The sequence below is a fragment of the Paenibacillus sp. D2_2 genome, assembly GCF_031199965.1.
Lineage (GTDB): Bacteria > Bacillota > Bacilli > Paenibacillales > Paenibacillaceae > Fontibacillus.
The window spans coordinates 3,874,267-3,889,986 of the sequence record NZ_CP133605.1; the positions used below are offsets into that span (position 1 = coordinate 3,874,267).

Here is a 15,720-nt window from a genome sequence, read left to right on the forward strand (position 1 = left end):
GTGTTGAAAGCTAGCAATTAATGAAAAAATTAATGCGATGGAAAAAATGATATAAAGCAGCAATTCGATCTCTCCTTCCAAAACAATAAGTACTCTAGGGTTATATAATTCACTCCCCCAACCCTAGATCACTCTAATCTTAAGCTGAAGCGTTGTTACTATATCAATTAATACGTATCGTCGATTCTTATGTATCCATTTATTCGTTCTCGTTCCCTTTGAAAAACTCCTGATTTATTATAAAAGTTTCCTTCTGCCGTTATGATTTTATCCTGCTCTATTCTTAACACAACTCCAATATGATCATTGGGGCCATTTCCTAAAATGTTATCGAATATTACAAGATCCCCTTGATCTGGGATGAATGACGAATCGCTAACATGGTGATAGAACCCATGTAATTGTCCCCATTCTAACCAGGCTTCTACCCAGGCAAAATTACGTGAGACTGGCTCAGGGTATCGCACAGGTAATCTCACACCTGCCTCTGTGCAACAATGGTATACAAATGCAGCACACCAGTCGAAACCAATATTTGCGTTATCTCTTGGAAAATATCTAAGGATCGGCACCAAATCCGGACCATATTTATGTTCATTTCCTATCAAAGGTTTAGAAGCTAATTCCTCGGCGATTTGCGCCAGAAGCTCTCTTCTGTTCATAGTTTAACAATTCTCCTTCCAAGTTCATGACCGAGCAACACGATAGGTATGATGAGGAGCCCTATTGGAATGCTAATTAGGATTTCTCTCCACGTAACCAAATTTTCCATGGTCAATGTTATAAATAAATATACTGAATAAGGCAGAACGAGAAGTATGGCACTAACCACTCCGGGTGTATACATTTTTAAATATAATGATTGTTCCAACATGCGTAAATACGTGAAGGAAAAACAAAGTGTTGAAGGATAGGAATATAAAGAACTTACCTCGCTCTGCGGCAATAAAAACAAACGGAATAAAAACAATAAACTCTAATAAAACGGCAAGGGCAAATTGACCGCTAGTAATATTAAACATCTTATCTAACCGTTTGCTAATTCTTATAGGAACCTGGCCGATCACTTGATTTCTATTTTTCTTAATAAAAGATTCAACAAATATGATTTCTTCTAGATCATGTAGCAAAAATACAACAATAAATAACCATACAAGTGTTTGTATTGTCATCTTCATCACCTTTCAATGAACAATAGAAAATACTCTTTCAGATCTGGGTCGCTGTAGCCAATGTCATCTTTGCAAGAGGTTAGGTAGTATTCCGTTCCGTTGCGCTCTCCCCGAGGTCCGCTGCGTTTACCAATCTGCGCACAAGTTGTTTTCTTTACTCCTTTATCCTGTCCCCGAATCCGTCCCAAGAGTTATCATAAGTATATAGAATCTCTTCTCCATTAAACTCAAGATCCACAAATATGGGATCGCCCTCGTCAGTGTAACGAGCTAACGCAACACTGCTGCTAGTCTTATTCAAATAATCCTCATAGAACTTCTCTAATTTATCCATATTAGCTAACCCAGGAGGCCCTACAACAACATAACCCTGTCTTTGAGCCTTTTCAAAGGACAATTTAGAGTGTAACGAATCTATCGGTTTATTATTAGGGCAGAATTGCAAGACACCAGCAATAGCAATACAGATAAAGTAACAAGCACATATATTTTCTTCATTCTTATTCCCCCCAATGAAATCCACACACAAAACGACCCAGCCTTAGATAGCTCTTATCTTAGGCTGGGTCGTTTGTTGTTTGAGCGTCTTCCATAATTATACATGATTATTCATCCATGTTGAGAGCCTCTTTAATTTGTGGGATCGACAATCCGTTTGATTTCAGTTCTTTAATCATTAGAATAAGAGCTACGGTATCTTCCCTTTTATATCTTCGTGTCAAATTTTCTTCCGCCTGTTCGAAAGGCAGCATGCCCTCTTCAGTGTAGAATTTCAACGTACTATAACGAGAATCCGTAAGCCGCACTAATTCACCTATAGATACGAACTCAGAGGTCAATATAGTCTCCATGGAACGTTGTCTGGACATGATACCTGACTCCTTTAGAATAAGGGTTTTGGGCGTAAACGCACACCATGAATTGGCACTCTCCCATAAGTAGCATACGGAATCGCTTCGTATATAATATTATCTACTTTAATTGTCGGAGTCTGCCCATCCTGTAACACCGTAACAGTATGGCCCTTAGCCTCTAAACGGTCCCTTACATCGTGTAACCTTTTTGTCGAATTAGAAAACATCTCCTCTGTGTCGATGAAAACAGACTGTGAGCGTTCAAGGATTGGAAAAAGAAAATTCATACCGATGCCCACCTGTGTCTTTACTACTCCTTTTTTCATGCGAAGGAATTTTTTTATTGCTAATTCGATTCCACTATGGATTTCGATTGTATATAATACTTTGGCTAGTGGAGCATTTTGATATAATTTATACATTTCAGCACTTATTTTATCCAATTCACTCCGCGAGAAAAAATCATGCATACATCCGCTTTCACGAAGCAGCCAAATTAAACAGATTATCTCATCTGTTACCAAGCCATCCTCCAGAAACTCTGCCCAATACTCTCTGTAATTCTTAAAAATCCTTGAATCTGGCTACGATATTCCTTGATATTAACGCCTGCGGAATCAAAATACAAATCACACCCTAAAATATGGGGGATTTCTTCGAGTAAGTTCGCTTCTTTTAGAGAATCCGAAATTGCGTGTTCAAGCTTTTTCAATATTTTGTCAGATAGGTTAGAAGCCTTTTTAAGCCACCAGTTCAGATCGCCCATTATTTCAGCATTTTTATGGGCTAAGGATTTTAATATAATTTCCCGATAGAGCGTGGTATGAGACTGCTCAAGCACATCTTTTTCAGAACTAATTTATTATTAGCTTGTGTAAAACCACTGTCTAAGTAGACCTCTAAAATAACCGCCGCTGCTATGCAACGAAGAGCCACCTTCTTCGCAGTTGTCATCTCAAGACTTCTCTGCCCATTTAAAGCTATCATTGAAAAACTTTGTACCAATTTTAGATCTGTCATCGAAATCCTCCTCCAATCATCATTTTCTAAAAGCAGTTTGATGTTTATTTTGTATGAGGAATCAGTTGAAATTTACTTACTACTTACTACTTACTACTTATCGCTTACTACTTACTACTTACTACTTATCGCTTACTACTTACTATATAAGTTATTCTTTTTACTTTGTCAAGCGTTAAACACAAATAATTCCATATAACAATTTTAGTCAATACAATAAAAATAGGCTGCCTCTAAAGGCAGCCCATTGCCTATTGCAGAATAGGCAGTAGCTTTTCTTGTGAATCGGTGTAATTCTTCCCTCCATATACTATTTATGTATATTAACTTCGTTTTAAAAACATGAAACCCTTTATCTATGCAGTTTTCACGTTTATTCTGCAGACAAAATATCAGTCATCCAGATCCATCGATAATCTCCTTGAGCAATAGCGAGTTTAATTTCGCGACGATACGACATTCCAGATATTGTTCTTGAAGCTTTTCCAGAAGATTTCGATTATCAAATCCTAAAGCCAGCACTTGATAGCCTTTGGAACTCGGCTGGTTTTGCGTCATGTAATCTATACAATCACAATGGGGACTGGACTGCTAACTAATGAGAAAAGCCCACCAACCAATTAAGGTTAGTGGGCTTTTCTTTCATATTTCATGGCGGGATTGACATATTGGTGTGTAACCCCAACTATTGGGAAGTTGAGCTGATATTAGAGTGATTAATTAAAAAACAAAGGCTCTAGTAATGATAACAAGCAAAATGAACAGAACCAAAATAGCTGCAGTTGAAGTCCATAATCCACCGCCACAGCTATAACCTACACCTACACCGCCTACACCTTCTACACCGCCTAGACCTTCACATCCCATGTGCTTACCTCCTTGTATTTTGAGTACACACCATCCTATTCAATTTTTGGTAAACAAATTGGACATTTTACCTATGAAAAAGTCTATTTTTTAGATACTTGTACTACAAGTTATATCCCTGACCTCCAGGCTGACCCACAGCGCATAGTTGCGCCGTTTCTTCTCTTGTTATTGGCGCTCCTGGACGCTATCCATGAAAGTAAAGCTTAGCCACATCCGTAAAATCAATTCAAAAAAGGCTGCCTTAAAGGCAGCCTTACATCGATTAATGTGTTATTTACTGACCGAGAGAATGAACTTCTCCAATGGCCCTGTATTTGTAATACGGTGATTACATCCTTGATTCTCCAGACAAACATAATGTCCCATGAACGAAAGATTATCCGGTGAAGAGTTAGCAGGCTTCGTCTTAACCGAGAAAAATGCAAGCTCCTGATGCCTATTACAGAACAGGCAGTAGCCTTTCTTGTGAATCGGAGTAATTCTTCCCTCGATACCGATAAACCTTCCTTCGAACGGATATACAATGTATAACTTGTTCGTGGCAATATCTACCCAGCTCAGATATGTTAAATATCGAAAGTCGGTAGCGTTCAGATCGGGTAATTTCAACTTCTTATTCTTAGGGAATAGCTTCTGAATCTGCTTCAGCGTAATCTGCGGAAAAGGCTCCAGGTAAGGTTCCAATGAGCTAAGGTATCTCTGGAAGTCACTAGCCGAGTCTAAGGTAGATATTTGTTCCAGCATCTGCTTCTGAGCATCTGTCAGTAAAGGAAATGCTTCAACAATGTTCGTGACAGCACTGTACCTTACGGTTTCCAAGACTCTCCGATCCGCGACCGTTTGCAGTGTTTTCTGAAGGAATTCCGCTTGTTTCATTATAACGTTATATTGATGGTTTCTAATAAATGGTGTACTCATAGCTCTTCAGCCCCTTATTTAAATTGAAAAATAATAAGGTGCAAAGCCTGTTATTAGAAACGATAAAGTTAAGTTTGGGCGATCAAATCAAATTCATATCATCGCACCCCACGCAAAGTATCGCCCTGAATCAGGCTTTGCATGAGGCCTTCCTAGCTAACGAGCAATTCAGCATTGCCACTGGAATAACCCCCAATCACAAATTATACGCAAAGTATATCAGTAACTTCCGCTTAGAGCAATTCATACCGGATTAAAAACCGTCTTTTTTTGTTATGAGTTACACTACATTGATCTTTTTGTCATTCTTGCAAATCTAGGCCCTGCTTGAAAGCCTACTTTCTTATAAAGTACTTCTGCATTATTTCCTACAGTGACACATAATTTCACAACCTCTGTATAAGCACTGGCTGACTCTTTGATGTAATTTAACATGAACTCAGCAATCCCTTTGTTCCTATATTTAGGAATTACACACAATTCACCTATCTCAGCAAATCCCAGTGGCATATTTTCGCTAATACCAGCTATACAAAGTCCAACAATGTCTTGGTCCTGCTCATTTACAACATAAATAGAAAGATTTCTATGCCTGTAAACCTGCATAAGGTACGCTAGATCTTCCATGATCTTCTCATCATTAGGAACACCATATAGCTCGAAGTCAACTCCTCCACGGTATCCTTCCTTCATAACATCTTTAACTCTAGTCATATCTAAAGAATCATCTAATAAGTACAAAGACAGTCCACCTGGAAGCTCCGGCTTTTTACCTCCACCCGTCGGGCAACACATGACCTGCCTTGTTACATTCACTTTATAACCAAATGACTGCAGTATATTAACATCATTTTGCAGAACTCCGTTGATATTACATATATCCTGGCAGCATTTCAGTAATCCCCTCCACATCTCTTGTCGATCAGAAAATGGGGAGTAATAAAAGGGAACATTACAGTATCATTTATCTTTACAACTCCTCCAATACGATCATCGTCATACATGATCCAATAACATTGATCAGTAAACTTCGTGTCCTCTATGCGAGTATTCCAGTCATACCACATCTCAATATCGGAGTTAGAGTAGATCACTTGATGGACTGCAAATACATTTGGATCTGCCTGTTCTAATCTATACTGTTTCATGATCTTCACCTCTCAATTCATTTTATATTTGGAAGTGAGTCTTCTTAATCAAATTAGCTCTGCACGATGCCTAATCAAAACACTACCAATTTCGGGATAAAAAACGAAGGGAAAGAACAACTATGGATAAACTATCCCATGTGGAGCTATTGTAATTTTGCAAATCTTGTACCTTCATCTTTACGGTTACCAACTAGATCCTTCTCTTTGATTAATAACGATGAGAACTCACCTCGACTGTCGGCTATGTATTCCAAAGTCATACTGATGTTATCTAAGTAAAATTGATTGGACTCTTTTGGCTTCAAGCGTTGATCTCCGAATATCACCAATTCATGATCCTGTAACTCAATTTGAATCTTCAACCCCATTTCCTCATTTTGAAACACCCCTACAAACTTCTCTAACTCAGATGGTGTAACCGTTGGATCAGGGAAATATGATATATTCAGAAAATTCAACACCCTTTTGTGATATAACGACCAATCCCAATTCGTATTATCAATCTGTAAGGAATCCAATCTATGATTGGCAAATGCTGTATGACCTATTGATGAGTATTCTTGCAAAAAATGAAGATGCAACTCTTTACCGGCCTGGCCGCGATTTATGTAGTAAGGCTCGTGCTTATATTTCTCATACGTATTTTCAAGCCAAGTCTCCCCACCTCTTGCAGCCATCATTCGGTTTATTCCAATAAGGGGATCTTCCTGATAGAGATAGATCAAATTACAATTCACTTTTGTAAGTACACCATATAACTGGTTAATAAATTGAACTATCTCGTTCTGGCTAACATCCATATGGAGTAGATGAATAATTGGACTTTGGAACAAGACAGATTCCATAACGAATATGGAGTCCGAATCCATTTGTTCTTCCAGAAAATGATTCCAATTTTGAAAATATGTATTTCTCCAAGTATCTGGATGGTTAATATCATTTTCTATTAAAATCGGATGTTGAAAAGTGGACTCATGAAATAGCTTGGCCTTTAACCCATTCCTTTCGAGCTGCAAAGCTATAAACCTCGCGGTTGTGGATTTCCCTGAACCGGGTATTCCTTCAACAATGATTAATTTCATTAATGACCTCTCCTGATCTATTAAAATAAAACACCCAGCCTTAGATCGCTCTTATCTTAGGCTGGGTATTCATGGACTAAGCTTTCTCTAATTATATATCACCGAGCATGGCGAATCCTAGTTAATCTCCAAATAATCAATATAGACATCCCATGTCCCGTTATCAGCTGTTACGATAAGCTCAATTTGCTGGTTACCAGTCCCGTTGCTGATATTGTTGAGAGTATAAACCGTAGGAGTGGTCCCGCTAAAGGAGAAGGTCCCTTTCGTCTGACCGCCTATTCTCAGATCAACCTTGGCCGTGTTGGAATTATTAGAAGCGCCGCGGAGTGTAAAATTGTGGGTTCCAGTCGTAAAGTTTTGCGTGTACTTGACTGAATCACCATTGGCATATAGAGCAACTCCATTGAATGGTGAGCTGATGTTCCCGGTGTATTGACCGCTCTTCGTCATGCTCTCAGCTTCCACTCTCGTTGCATTGGTTGGAGGGGTAGTTGAACCGCCGCCGTCAGGTGCGACTGCCCGGCCAGTTGACGTCGAGATCATACCAGAACATAGTCCGCGATTCTTCAGGTTCTGCGCGATCTGTGGAATCGCTTGGAGCGTCGTCTGATACTGGTCATGCATCAAGATCACGTCCCCGTTCTGCATTGTGCCCACAGCAGATACGATTTGAGCGGTAGAGGCACCGTTCCAGTCCTGGGAATCAACATTCCACAGCACTTCAGTTAGACCATTTTGCTGCTCGATCGATTTCAAGGTAGCGTTCGTCTCACCGTACGGTGGACGGAACAACTTCGGAGCGGTTCCGGTAGCTGACTGAATCGCTTGTTGTGTCTTCGTAATTTCCGATGACATCTGTGAGCTGCTCAATGTAGTCATGTGCGGATGTGTATAGGAATGATTGCCAACCCACATACCCGCGGTTACTTGAGCCTGCACCAAAGACGGGTTATTTTGCGCGTTTTGCCCCATGTTGAACATCGTTGCACGTAAACCAGCCTGCTTGAGCGCATTGAGTAGGTTTGTCGTGTTGCTTGGATTAGGTCCATCGTCGAATGTCAGGCCTACGTAACCATTCGGACAGCTGGCATCAGCTGCACTAGCTATAGGCATCATCGGAATGGAGAACATAGTGCTGAAGAGCCCTAAAGTCACTAAAACTTTTACTACCTTGGCTTTGAACATCATAATACCTCCTCCTTTCTTGTAATCGCTTGCAGTTGTTATCTTAACAATTTTTTACTTAAATTCCTAATTAATAAAGTAAAGATTATGCCGTCAAAAGTATATGATTTCCCGCCTACAAAAAACGAATACAAATAGGCTGCCTCTAAGGGCAGCCAGTTTCATGTAACCGATCAATAAATGTCTTTCTTACGATTTCCGTGGAGTCCATTCAATTAAATTAATTGAATTTCCGTCTGGATCAAAAATATCAAAATCGAAATGGTCATTCCAGTCAGAAGACCACTGGTTTAAAGATCCCACAATAATACCTTTACTCTTTAATTCTTCATAAGCTTCTAGAATGTTACTACAAACCAAATTAAAGTTTGGTTGCTTTGATGGTTCGAGTGATTCTCCTACTTCAATCAATGTTAGTAATGTAGATTGATTTGGAAATTTGTAATTTGCTCCTCTACCATCATCCCATTGCTCAACATCACGCAATTGTAAACCAAGCACTTCAGAATAGAAGGGTAATGCCTCGTCCAAATTGCTAACCCGAATAAATATAGTGCCTAGATCTTTTACCTTCATTGTATCTCTCCCTAATAATAAGATATTGAAGATTAGATTCCTCTTTTCTTAGGCCGATCCAATCAATTGCAATGAACATTGGGGATGATAATCAACAACGCTGATAAGCAGATATTACCAGAATCAAGGCGGTAGGTGAAGAGAAAGAACAATTTATGGATAAATTTTTTAAGCTTTCTACATTACTTTACAAATTGCGGCGTACATTGTCAGGTTTCATGGTGAAAAAATAAGCCCGCTATGCTACAATATAAAAATTGTACAAGCTCATAGGACTAGGGAGGATTTTTGAATAAACATGCTGATTATTGGTATTTCCGGCGGCACCGGATCAGGTAAAACAACGGTTGCCCATTCCGTCATTGACCGACTTGGTTCAGACAAAGTCACCTTTATATCCCAAGATAACTACTATAAAGATAATCCCCATCTTAGCTTTGCTGAGCGTGAGAAGATTAACTATGATCATCCTTTCGCTTTTGATAATGAACTCATGATCGAACATATTCATGACCTGGTGGAGGGCAAGACAGCCCATGCCCCTGTTTATGATTTCACGCTTCATGCCCGTTCTAAGACACAAACGCTAGAACTGAAGCCTAACAATATCATTATTCTTGAAGGTCTTCACATCCTATCCGATGAGCATCTTCGTGCCATCCTGGACATTAAAGTATTCGTTGATACAGATCCTGATGTTCGCATACTTCGCCGTGTAGTTCGAGATATTGAGGAGCGCGGACGTTCCATTCGGTCAGTACATGATCAGTATTTAAGTACGGTTAAACCTATGCATGAGGCTTTCATCGAGCCTTCTAAAAATACGCCGACCTCATCATTCCCGAGGGCGGACATAATGAAGTCGGTATCCAATTGCTAACCACATTGACTGAGAAATACTTGCACAGTGGTGAAAATTTTAGTTGTTAAATAGCCTGACTTCAGTTCATACTCCAGTCTTAGTTAGCTCCTAACTTTGGCTGGGGTATTTTGTATTTCACGAGTTCACATGGTACAATTTTGAAGTAAATCGATTTGTTTGATTTATATATTGAATCCATGATGAGGAGTGAAGTTAGTGGCTGTTGATGTTTATTTGTATTTTAACGGTAATTGTCGTGAAGCTGTAGAGTATTATGCACAAGTATTCGAGACAGAGAAACCGAATATTATGGCTTACGGTGATAACCCACCTAACCCTGAATACTCACTTCCTGAAGAAGCAAAGAACTTAGTCATGCACTCACGGCTTAACATCAATGGCAGCAATGTCATGTTCTCAGATGTCTTCCCTGGTTCGCCATTTACTGTAGGGAACAACATCGGTCTTGCTTATATAAGCAATGATATCGATCAGATCAAACAATTATTTAACAAGCTGCAAGACGGCGGCGCGGTAAAAATGGAACTACAAGAGACGTTCTGGAGCAAATGCTATGGTAACCTACGAGACAAATTCGGAATTGAATGGCAGCTTAGTCATGAAAATGAATAACTGCTGATCCGGAAGGTACTCATTAATAAAGGATATAGATCATCTCTTCTCAGAGAAAATCTATATCCTTTTTTGCCTATTAATACTCCAGTTTATATACGACTTCCCCATCGATCACTCGGCCATCTTCCTTAAATCCTAATTTTTCATATAAATGTTTGGCCCACGCATTCTCAGGTTCAAAGCTTATGTATATGACTCGATGATGTATATCCTCCTTAATTCTTTCAAGGAGCATCTCCATTGCAGCCTTCCCATAACCTTTAGACTGATACTTTGTATCTACCATTAATCGATAAATCCAATATTCTTGATCCTCTTCATCTATACAATACATCGTAAATCCTACGAGAACATTGTCATTATAAATTGCCAAGCAAATACACTCTGGAAATGCCTTGGCCTGTGCGAGTGAAAGCACGTTCGTCGCAACAAACTCTTTCTGTTCATCAGCAACACTTAGTTTAATGACGTCAAAGAAATTGTTTCGATCTATTTCTTTAAGTGTGATCATAGATACTCCCCCTTTTCTATGAGATTAATGCATACGTGACTGTTGATATTTGCCTATTCGGGATTACCGATCATTTAAGCCCTTACCATCGAGAATTTGCGGTACACATTTTTCAACTCTGGACTCCCGGGTTTTAGATTGTTTTGGTGCAGAGAAGAACATCAAGTACGCTTTTTGCCGTCCCGGAGTCAATGCCTCGAAGGCCGTTTTTAAGGCAGGATTCTCATCAAGTTTATTTTGAAATTCATCGGCAATGTCATATTCTGTTTCCTTTTTGAATTCGATTTTCAAACCGGATTTTTCCACTTCTATGGCTGCATGAATGTATTCTTTCAAGATCGATTCCATTTCAATGATTTCTTGAACATTCGTGAATCGAATCTGACGTGCCGCCTGTACATTTTCCGTTTGTTGAATCAGAATCCCATGGGGATCCTGCAACAAGGCACCTTTATGGAATAGAAGTGCACAATATTCTTTGAATCCATGGATTATTACAATGTTTTTGTTATCAAACGTGTAACAAGGATGCATCCATTTGAATTCTTCAGTCAACTCACAGTCAAGAACAATATCTCTCAACTTCTCATAGTGTTCCTTCCACTTTTTAGATTTACCTATGAATACATCAACCTTGGGATTCGTTTCATTTCTCATTGTCATGTTAGCTAGCTGCCCCCTAATTTCCTCCTGAAACTTCTTAAATTATTTTACCTTAAGAAATAAGTTTTTTAAATTTGATTTAAATAGTACTGTATTCCAGCCCGATCGATATCTGAGAACTGTAGAGGATGATTCTCCATAAGATCTTGTAACTCACTGGTTGTGATCCATCTAATGTCTGTTGTCTCGTCTCCTGATTCCAATAATTCACCCTTGGCTTTGCATCTAAAATAGTATCCCACAGAATCTACAGGTCCTTTAACAGTTTGATATGCGGCAAAAGGTTTCATACATTCTACTTCAAATGAATGACCAGTAGTAACGGTTCTAAGTTCTTCCCCTTCGATTTCATACACCTCTAACCCAGTCTCTTCTTTGACTTCTCTTCTCAGAGCCTGTACTAATGATTCAAAAGGTTCAATACGCCCTCCGGGAAGTTCAATGCTTACGGGTTCATTTGGCTTCACTCTATTTTGAATGACAATTTCAATATTTCCATCAACATATCTTTCAATGATTGCCCTTGAATTGACATAGAACATGAGTATCAACTCCTCTTCATTCATCTCCTAAAATCTTATCAAAGATATTTGATTATGTATTCCAATAATTATTTCTATCCTTATAATAGTCTTCTTCCGCTTTTGACCTAGAACCAAATGCCAGTATACCTAAGGTTGGTATAATTGAGAACGTAATGACATAAATCAGATTTTCTGCTTTAAAGCCAAAAATCACTCCATAGCCTCCGAAACAGATCAAAAAGGCTATGATGATAGCTATTACTTTTGCTTTCCAAGACATAGTTATCCCCTCTAATCTGATATTGTTAACACCAGTCATCAAAATGTTCTTTAAGAAATTTGACCTCGTTCATGTAATGAGCTAGATGGCCTTCTTCAACAAGCCTTATAAATGCAAGGTCACCGGATGCTGCACGTTCAGATAGTGTAGTACACATAAATTTAATACGGGAAATAACCCATTTCTTCAGATCAATCGGCGCGTCTATCCCGTAGGTATGAAAAAATAATTCAATGCGTCTTCTTCGTACAGGTGCATGATTCACTCTGTTATACTGCACGACGGCTTGGTTCTCTTCACTTGGTGAGAATGATGACAGCGGAATAGAAGTATACAACATGTATGCGATATCCCATATTCGCGGCCCTGGTCCTGCCTTATCAAAATCAATGAGGCCAACAGGTAGATTGTCCTTAAACACAATGTTATACAATGCAGCATCGTTATGGCAGACAACTTCATGTAAAGAAATATCAGGATACTCATTCGTGGAATGTACAGATGGAATAAATCCTGTAGCTGCATCGTGATAACTTCTTAAGAGTTTGGCAAGCTCAGCTAACGTCTCATCTGACCACATATACTTTTCGATGTCAGGATAATCATTCCCTGGTACAACACCTTCAAGGTAGGAGAGATCTCTCGCCCTTCCTCATCTATTCCGATATATCTAGGTGAGTTGGGGTATCCGACCTGTTCTAGGTGCGTTAGCAATTCATGTACATATGGATTAGGTGCAGCAGTACGGCGGACTGTCCCGCCTACTTTTACGACCTTATTAATATTTCCTCCAGTTAGTACTTCCTCATGTTCTGGCAAATTCATTCCCCTTCTCAATTCATCGTTATCTCTCAAAATGTGCTCTTTCTACCTGGCTTGAGCTAAATATATATTCTGGATAATTGTTCGCTATTGGCGGAAGCTTATACTCTGAGAAATAATGTAGTTCCTTCATCTCTTCGTTATCTGGTATCAATTGCCCACCTGTAATCATACATTCAAAAACAATCGTTATATATTCTACTTGATGTCCATTACTATAAATAAAGCGGTGTTCTTCCCCACCATAAACCCCTATGATCCGCCTCGGTTCAACAACAAGCCCTGTCTCTTCTTCCACTTCTCTGGCCATGGCTTGAGCTGGAGTCTCCCCAAGTTCAATCGCACCTGCGATGAGTCCCCAATTCTCCTCATTGTGTTTTCTGCCGAATAGTATCTCCCCACGTTCATTTCTAATAATTCCAGCCACAGCAGGCATAAATATAAGTTGATTGCCTATGTTTTCTCTTAATTTTTGATAGTAGTCTGACATACCCATAAGTAAACACCTCCATGCTCCTTATTTATAATCCTTCTCATTTCCGCGCTTAAAATTCCCTGTCAGTTTAGCCATTACTAATTGAGTTTCCAGATGATTCTTACCTTCTATCGATTTGATAAACTTCTCACTCGCCTTACCAGTGAGTATCGTAACTTGCTTCCCCTTCCAGTAAATAAACACTTTATTATCTTTAGTCTTCTTAAAGGTGAAGACTTCTTCACTAAGTTTATTTCGTTGATCAATGTTATTCATATTTTCATTCCAATCGGATGGATTTAGATATCTAGTTCACCGCTATCATCTGAACGACCGTTCGGTCATCCCCCTTCAGCTTGACTTTACCAGCCAATAGTTGTGAGGATCCATCCCCGTCAAGAAATATGGCCTCAATTAAATTTCCTACGGCAATGTTCCTCTTAATAGCGGTTCGAAACTCCTCTGCATTACATTTGGTAGAAGACACAATCAGGTATACTTTTCCATCATTATCATAGGCCATTCCACTGCGAAGACGCTCATCATCGGGAAAGGGCATTGCTTCTTCTATGGCGGCTAATCTATACCAGTTGCTTTCGTCTCTTAAATTCATACTGATCCCGCCTTGTGCCCAATACTTTGTAGTGTCTGTTATATGAAGATCATCAACGCTTGAAGCTCGTTGCACATCAATCATTCTTGTGACCCGATCATATACCATCGTTCCTCGAGCGTATTTGGCGTTAAACCAACCTGATCCATATTCTTGAGGAGTTCCGTTTGCAGGCATTCCATCCATAGCAGCTATGCTTAACAACTGATTCTCCCAAAAGAATCCGCCATTTATTCCAATAGTTTTCGACCTCACGACATTGTCGTTAATACTCTTTAGCGAAATACTACTCGGATCCGTCTTCAGCACATGTAGAACAACTCCGTTGTTAGCTTTTATTTGAAAGTAATTAACTCCTTTGGGAATACCGTCTTTACTAAAAATCCATCCAAATAGGATCCCACAAATGAGAATGAAAACACATATAATAATTGGATAATAACTTCTTATAGCGGCGAATTTTTCTTTTGCTGTTCCCTTCATCCGTTCGTCCCCTTATGCGTTAATCGCTATGGTATCTATTCCGTAAATACACAAAACGACCCAACCTAGGTAGTTCATCTCGTAGGCAGGGTCGTTTGTTGGCGGAGCTTCTTCCACAATTATATATCTGTCAATTGAGGGGCGATAGTCCTTTCGTGACGTCTTTTCAGCTTAATGGGACAGAGGATAAACCTCCATAAATATAAATCTCCCTCCCTTTAATGCCTTTATAAGGTAACCTCGTTATGTTCTTCGTGCATCTGAACTATTTCGATATGATTAAATCTGTCCTTAAGCTTCTGAGCAAGTGACATAACTCCGAATATCTCCGTAAATGTATGGCTCCCAACAATTAGATTCAATTTGATGAAATTAGCATACTGAATGGTATAAAGTGTTTTTTCTCCAGTAATATAAACATCACAGTTGCTATTTATAGCATCTCTTAATTGATTCGTTCCATTCCCTGCGCCTGTTACCATACCGATTCTTCTAATTTCTTTGTTGTTATTTTTCTGAAAATAGACTTTTTCACCCAATAACTCCGTCATTGTGTCTACAAGATACTCTAATGTCGTTGGCTTATCTAACTCCCCAATCCCAATTGAACTGTACCCTTCAATATGTCGGGATTGTTGAAGAATTTTACCGACTCCAAGAAGTTTAAATAACGAATTGCATGTTCCAAATTCAACATAATCCAGTGGTAAATGAATATAAAAATGGGCGATATGACGCTTCTCCAACAATTCTATGCACTTTTCCTTCATTCCATAAACAAAATCCCATGCATCATGATGTGTAACTAACAAATCTACGCCTATCTCGGCTGCCTGTAATATGACCTCAGGAGTAATATTCGTTGCATAACCTATTTTGTTGTAGTTATTCAACGTAAAATTACTGAATCCGTACTCTTCATCCTCTTTAAATTCTATTAGAAGATGGCCAAATATCTCATGAATATATGATTTGAATTGTTCAGTATTCATTTGGATCCCCCCTTTTTAGATTTGTGAA

General features: G+C 39.1%; 26 protein-coding genes and 1 pseudogene. 2 read left to right on the forward strand and 25 right to left on the reverse strand.

Features of this window, described 5'->3' with window-relative positions; all coding sequences use genetic code 11:
* Positions 1-167: 167 nt before the first annotated feature.
* The 15 genes from RE628_RS19670 to RE628_RS19740 all read right to left on the reverse strand — a co-directional run bounded on the left by RE628_RS19670 (position 168) and on the right by RE628_RS19740 (position 8,831).
* Positions 168-662, reverse strand: a complete 495-nt coding sequence (locus tag RE628_RS19670) for a CHAP domain-containing protein (RefSeq protein WP_309154626.1) — start codon at positions 660-662, stop codon at positions 168-170.
* Between the two features lie 162 nt (positions 663-824).
* Positions 825-1,172 carry an HXXEE domain-containing protein gene (locus RE628_RS19675; RefSeq protein ID WP_309154627.1) on the reverse strand — a complete coding sequence of 116 codons (348 nt, stop codon included), beginning with the start codon at positions 1,170-1,172 and terminating at the stop codon, positions 825-827.
* Positions 1,173-1,326: 154 nt separating this feature from the next.
* The gene (locus RE628_RS19680) at positions 1,327-1,695 is read right to left on the reverse strand and encodes a DUF4362 domain-containing protein (protein ID WP_309154628.1); all 369 of its coding nucleotides are present in this window, start codon (positions 1,693-1,695) and stop codon (positions 1,327-1,329) included.
* A gap of 82 nt (positions 1,696-1,777) precedes the next feature.
* Positions 1,778-2,041 (reverse strand): helix-turn-helix domain-containing protein, encoded by a 264-nt coding sequence (locus RE628_RS19685; RefSeq protein ID WP_309154629.1) that lies wholly within the window; start codon positions 2,039-2,041, stop codon positions 1,778-1,780.
* A 14-nt stretch (positions 2,042-2,055) separates the two neighbouring features.
* Positions 2,056-2,550 carry a hypothetical protein gene (locus RE628_RS19690; RefSeq protein WP_309154630.1) on the reverse strand — a complete coding sequence of 165 codons (495 nt, stop codon included), beginning with the start codon at positions 2,548-2,550 and terminating at the stop codon, positions 2,056-2,058.
* Entirely contained in the window at positions 2,544-2,792 is a 249-nt protein-coding gene (locus tag RE628_RS19695; protein ID WP_309154631.1) for a hypothetical protein, read from the reverse strand. Before RE628_RS19695 ends, RE628_RS19690 begins: the two co-directional genes overlap by 7 nt.
* Before the next feature lie 29 nt (positions 2,793-2,821).
* Positions 2,822-3,046, reverse strand: coding sequence for a hypothetical protein (locus tag RE628_RS19700; RefSeq protein WP_309154632.1), 225 nt, complete (start codon positions 3,044-3,046; stop codon positions 2,822-2,824).
* Positions 3,047-3,442: 396 nt separating this feature from the next.
* A complete protein-coding gene (locus RE628_RS19705) occupies positions 3,443-3,604 on the reverse strand; it encodes a hypothetical protein (RefSeq protein WP_309154633.1) in 162 nt (53 codons plus the stop codon).
* Positions 3,605-3,766: 162 nt separating this feature from the next.
* Positions 3,767-3,913, reverse strand: a complete 147-nt coding sequence (locus RE628_RS19710; protein WP_309154634.1) for a hypothetical protein — start codon at positions 3,911-3,913, stop codon at positions 3,767-3,769.
* A 273-nt stretch (positions 3,914-4,186) separates the two neighbouring features.
* A complete protein-coding gene (locus RE628_RS19715) occupies positions 4,187-4,834 on the reverse strand; it encodes a FusB/FusC family EF-G-binding protein (protein ID WP_309154635.1) in 648 nt (215 codons plus the stop codon).
* 285 nt (positions 4,835-5,119) lie between these two features.
* Positions 5,120-5,575, reverse strand: coding sequence for a GNAT family N-acetyltransferase (locus RE628_RS19720; protein ID WP_309154636.1), 456 nt, complete (start codon positions 5,573-5,575; stop codon positions 5,120-5,122).
* A 152-nt stretch (positions 5,576-5,727) separates the two neighbouring features.
* Positions 5,728-5,982 carry a hypothetical protein gene (locus RE628_RS19725; protein ID WP_309154637.1) on the reverse strand — a complete coding sequence of 85 codons (255 nt, stop codon included), beginning with the start codon at positions 5,980-5,982 and terminating at the stop codon, positions 5,728-5,730.
* Positions 5,983-6,128: 146 nt separating this feature from the next.
* A complete protein-coding gene (locus tag RE628_RS19730; RefSeq protein ID WP_309154638.1) occupies positions 6,129-7,067 on the reverse strand; it encodes a P-loop NTPase family protein in 939 nt (312 codons plus the stop codon).
* A gap of 117 nt (positions 7,068-7,184) precedes the next feature.
* On the reverse strand, positions 7,185-8,255 hold the full coding sequence (locus tag RE628_RS19735) for a polysaccharide deacetylase family protein (protein WP_309159510.1): 1,071 nt from the start codon (positions 8,253-8,255) through the stop codon (positions 7,185-7,187).
* 189 nt (positions 8,256-8,444) lie between these two features.
* Positions 8,445-8,831, reverse strand: coding sequence for a VOC family protein (locus RE628_RS19740; RefSeq protein ID WP_309154639.1), 387 nt, complete (start codon positions 8,829-8,831; stop codon positions 8,445-8,447).
* A gap of 298 nt (positions 8,832-9,129) precedes the next feature.
* On the opposite strand from RE628_RS19740, the pseudogene udk reads away from it, so the two are divergent.
* Both udk and RE628_RS19750 read left to right on the forward strand, forming a co-directional pair.
* A pseudogene (gene udk / locus RE628_RS19745) lies at positions 9,130-9,761 on the forward strand (uridine kinase).
* Positions 9,762-9,909: 148 nt separating this feature from the next.
* Complete coding sequence (locus RE628_RS19750) at positions 9,910-10,326, forward strand: VOC family protein (protein WP_309154640.1); 417 nt, start codon at positions 9,910-9,912, stop codon at positions 10,324-10,326.
* A 79-nt stretch (positions 10,327-10,405) separates the two neighbouring features.
* On the opposite strand, the gene RE628_RS19755 is transcribed toward RE628_RS19750, so the two are convergent.
* The 10 genes from RE628_RS19755 to RE628_RS19800 form a co-directional block, all read right to left on the reverse strand.
* Positions 10,406-10,840: a GNAT family N-acetyltransferase gene (locus RE628_RS19755; protein WP_309154641.1), complete on the reverse strand. Its 435-nt coding sequence runs from the start codon at positions 10,838-10,840 to the stop codon at positions 10,406-10,408.
* 63 nt (positions 10,841-10,903) lie between these two features.
* Positions 10,904-11,497 carry a YdeI/OmpD-associated family protein gene (locus tag RE628_RS19760; RefSeq protein WP_375143128.1) on the reverse strand — a complete coding sequence of 198 codons (594 nt, stop codon included), beginning with the start codon at positions 11,495-11,497 and terminating at the stop codon, positions 10,904-10,906.
* Positions 11,498-11,571: 74 nt separating this feature from the next.
* Positions 11,572-12,069 (reverse strand): NUDIX hydrolase, encoded by a 498-nt coding sequence (locus RE628_RS19765; protein ID WP_309154643.1) that lies wholly within the window; start codon positions 12,067-12,069, stop codon positions 11,572-11,574.
* 28 nt (positions 12,070-12,097) lie between these two features.
* Positions 12,098-12,307 (reverse strand): hypothetical protein, encoded by a 210-nt coding sequence (locus tag RE628_RS19770; protein WP_309154644.1) that lies wholly within the window; start codon positions 12,305-12,307, stop codon positions 12,098-12,100.
* Positions 12,308-12,332: 25 nt separating this feature from the next.
* Positions 12,333-12,887 carry a phosphotransferase family protein gene (locus RE628_RS19775; RefSeq protein ID WP_309154645.1) on the reverse strand — a complete coding sequence of 185 codons (555 nt, stop codon included), beginning with the start codon at positions 12,885-12,887 and terminating at the stop codon, positions 12,333-12,335.
* Complete coding sequence (locus RE628_RS19780; RefSeq protein ID WP_309154646.1) at positions 12,866-13,132, reverse strand: hypothetical protein; 267 nt, start codon at positions 13,130-13,132, stop codon at positions 12,866-12,868. Before RE628_RS19780 ends, RE628_RS19775 begins: the two co-directional genes overlap by 22 nt.
* Positions 13,133-13,151: 19 nt before the next feature.
* Complete coding sequence (locus RE628_RS19785; protein ID WP_309154647.1) at positions 13,152-13,625, reverse strand: NUDIX domain-containing protein; 474 nt, start codon at positions 13,623-13,625, stop codon at positions 13,152-13,154.
* Positions 13,626-13,646: 21 nt separating this feature from the next.
* Entirely contained in the window at positions 13,647-13,880 is a 234-nt protein-coding gene (locus RE628_RS19790; RefSeq protein WP_309154648.1) for a hypothetical protein, read from the reverse strand.
* 31 nt (positions 13,881-13,911) lie between these two features.
* The gene (locus RE628_RS19795; RefSeq protein ID WP_309154649.1) at positions 13,912-14,700 is read right to left on the reverse strand and encodes a phosphodiester glycosidase family protein; all 789 of its coding nucleotides are present in this window, start codon (positions 14,698-14,700) and stop codon (positions 13,912-13,914) included.
* A 227-nt stretch (positions 14,701-14,927) separates the two neighbouring features.
* Positions 14,928-15,692 (reverse strand): Nif3-like dinuclear metal center hexameric protein, encoded by a 765-nt coding sequence (locus tag RE628_RS19800; RefSeq protein ID WP_309154650.1) that lies wholly within the window; start codon positions 15,690-15,692, stop codon positions 14,928-14,930.
* Positions 15,693-15,720 lie beyond the last annotated feature (28 nt).